Raw genomic sequence first — 2,852 nt, 5'->3', positions numbered from 1 at the left:
ATTATTTATTCACCACATTTCTATTTTTGAGTAATATAATAATCAGACTTATAAATAGTGTTTATTATTTTTTACAATACAAATAATTTGCTAAGACACACACATTTATATTTAAATTATTTGTCTTTAATAAAATTAATAAAATATTATCTGTTCTACTGATAAACAAACTTAAATAACAAAAAATTATAATTTAATTTACAAAATAAAAGTAAATTAAAAAAAGAGAAAATTATTTAATTATTTTGCAATGTTTAAAGTTGTTTATCAACTTAAATATTAAACCATTATCTCTTTTAATTGTTTAAAGTTGTTTATCAACTTAAATATTAAACCATTATCTCTTTTAATGACTTAATAACTTACTTATATACCATAACTAAATTAAAGTCAAATATTTCTAAAATTACTATAAAATAAAAGTGTAGAGTCCACATTCTGAAAAATTAATATTTATTAAAATATTAATGACAAAAATTACTTTTAGATGTATAATTCTAAATGTAAATATTTAATTTTAATTTTTTATTGTATTAGTAAATTGTTGTGTAGACTAATACTTTTTTTATGCCGTTTTTTATAATTTTTAAAAAATAGTTTTTGATTTTTTCAACTCTGATATTGTTTCTTATAAAATGGGACATATTCTTCCATTTGTCAAAAATAATCGTTTTCTAAATAACTATCAAGACATATTCTTCCATTTGTCAAAAATAATCGTTTTCTAAATAACTATCAATGCTAACACCCATTATATAACCTTGTTTATCAACAAACATAAATTTATTTTTTATACCTTTTTTTATATTTATATTATTTTCCATTTTTTACCTCCTTTCGTTAAAATTTGATGATTTTTTTATAAAAACTAAATTTTAAAACCTTGATTTTATTGGGTTATTTTTCTTTTTCTCCCGTTGTGCTAGTTAAAAGTAAGGTGGTGTGGTGGTTTATCCACGCACCACCTTACTTACCCCTTTAAGTAAGGTGGTGTGGTGGGTCCTAAAAATAGCATAAAAGTCCGTTAACCATTGCTAAAACTAAAATAGAACTTAACATAATCTTAAATGTAATATCAAAAGCAAACAAATTACCAATATTATTAAACAATTCAGACACATTACTAAACACATGTACTATCCCATTAACAAATTTATAAATTTCTTTCATACCAGGCAAATTATTTACAATCCAAATTGCCGCATTTTCAATATGAATATCTAAACGGTATCAAGCACCTTTTTTATAAGGTAATTGTCAAATTTTTCCATCATTAAGTTCACCATTTCAATCAGTAGCATTATAAAGACTAAAATTAAAACCATTAATTGAAATAGATCTATTTTCTATTAATGTAGTTGTACTAAATCTAATTAAATTAAAACCTTGATATTTTGACCTATCTGTCATATCTAATAATTTTATTGATTGAGTATATTTATCATTATTATATCTGATTAATTTACCCAAAAAACCCTTAGAAATATCTTTCGGGTTTCAACTTAATAAATAATTTCAAGCAACATTTTTAATTTTATTAAATCAATAATTACTATCATTTTTATCAGCACTCACTTTTGGAATAAAAGGAGTTTCAACACCAAAACTAAATGCATAATTACTAGAGTCTAAACCTTGCATAAAATAATCTTGTCGCAAAATTAAAGTAGACTGAAAATCATATTCATTTGCTTTTGCATAAGTTAAATCACTAAAATTATCATTATTTCTTGTTTCTACTTTACAAACATTACTAATATAATTTATAGTTGTAGCACTACAAAAAAAGAAATATTCAACCAAATATTAAATAAAAAATAATAAATATATCTAATAATCGTTTTCGCATTGTTTTAACCCCCCCTTAAACAATAAAAATAATTCTAATACCCATAATAATAATTSCAAACGCCATATATAACTGGAAAATAGGRTGTGTYGCAATAATAAATAACTGTGCTACTAATTTATAAAAATCATTAGCAGACTCCAAATAATGYTTAACAGTWGAAAAACCTAAATCTGTTRCCACAACAATATTAGCAACAAAACCAAACCCAACAGTTAAACCAATAACAAAGAAAAATATTAACTTTAACATTATTTATCATTCTCCTTATTATTACTTTTAGAATTATTACTTATATTTTTAACTCCAAAAGATATCTTTTTACTTGCTTGTAAAGAAGAACGAGAAACTGAACTTAAACCACGAGAACTATTAACTAATAAAAAAATAAYATTTATAACACCACCAATTACTCAAATTACAAATAAAGGAATATTTGTACCTGGCAATTTTAATGCTCACATTCAATCCATTATTTTCATAAAAATATCAACTACAACATTAATGGCACCATTTCATACATCATTAGCAAGTAAATTAATCATTTTCTAACTCTCCCAAATTCTTTAATAAATGTTCCAGCCCCATCTCTCGTAATTCATTAATCGTAATATCTTTTTTAACAATACTAGGTCAATTTTGTTTAATATAACTTGGTACTTTATCATTTTTTAAATCACGCACAAATTTTAAATATTTACTATCATATTGCATTGCAATAGATAAAGGAATTGTTATCTTAACAAAATTAATACCAATATCTTTATTAGATTTTTTACGAACTCTTTTCCCGTTTGCTGTTCGTTTAACTGTTTCCGTTTTTCATACTAAATAATCATCTAAATCATCAAAGAAACCTATTTTCATTTTAAAATAAGGAAAAAATATACTAGGTGGAATACATTGCATAGGAACAATAATCATATTAGTAATTTCTCTATAGGTGGAATACATTGCATAGGAACAATAATCATATTAGTAATTTCTCTATATTCAACCCAAT

At 23.1% G+C, this 2,852-nt stretch carries 5 protein-coding genes; all 5 read right to left on the bottom strand.

The window, feature by feature from the left end; translation table 4 throughout:
• Positions 1–674: 674 nt before the first annotated feature.
• Entirely contained in the window at positions 675–824 is a 150-nt protein-coding gene (locus C6B38_RS09595; RefSeq protein WP_162475797.1) for a hypothetical protein, read from the bottom strand.
• A gap of 178 nt (positions 825–1,002) precedes the next feature.
• Positions 1,003–1,803, bottom strand: coding sequence for a spiroplasma phage ORF1-like family protein (locus C6B38_RS01865; RefSeq protein WP_199558545.1), 801 nt, complete (start codon positions 1,801–1,803; stop codon positions 1,003–1,005).
• A 61-nt stretch (positions 1,804–1,864) separates the two neighbouring features.
• A complete protein-coding gene (locus C6B38_RS01860; RefSeq protein ID WP_105298438.1) occupies positions 1,865–2,101 on the bottom strand; it encodes a hypothetical protein in 237 nt (78 codons plus the stop codon).
• Complete coding sequence (locus C6B38_RS01855; protein WP_105298437.1) at positions 2,101–2,394, bottom strand: hypothetical protein; 294 nt, start codon at positions 2,392–2,394, stop codon at positions 2,101–2,103. Before C6B38_RS01855 ends, C6B38_RS01860 begins: the two co-directional genes overlap by 1 nt.
• A complete protein-coding gene (locus C6B38_RS01850) occupies positions 2,387–2,803 on the bottom strand; it encodes a hypothetical protein (RefSeq protein ID WP_233485481.1) in 417 nt (138 codons plus the stop codon). The genes C6B38_RS01855 and C6B38_RS01850 overlap by 8 nt, the downstream gene beginning before the upstream one ends.
• Positions 2,804–2,852 lie beyond the last annotated feature (49 nt).

This window comes from Spiroplasma sp. ChiS (assembly GCF_002968355.1).
Lineage (GTDB): Bacteria > Bacillota_I > Bacilli_A > Mycoplasmatales > Mycoplasmataceae > Spiroplasma > Spiroplasma citri.
Note: the sequence above shows the minus strand (reverse complement) of the source record. Positions and strands in the feature narration are given on the sequence as shown.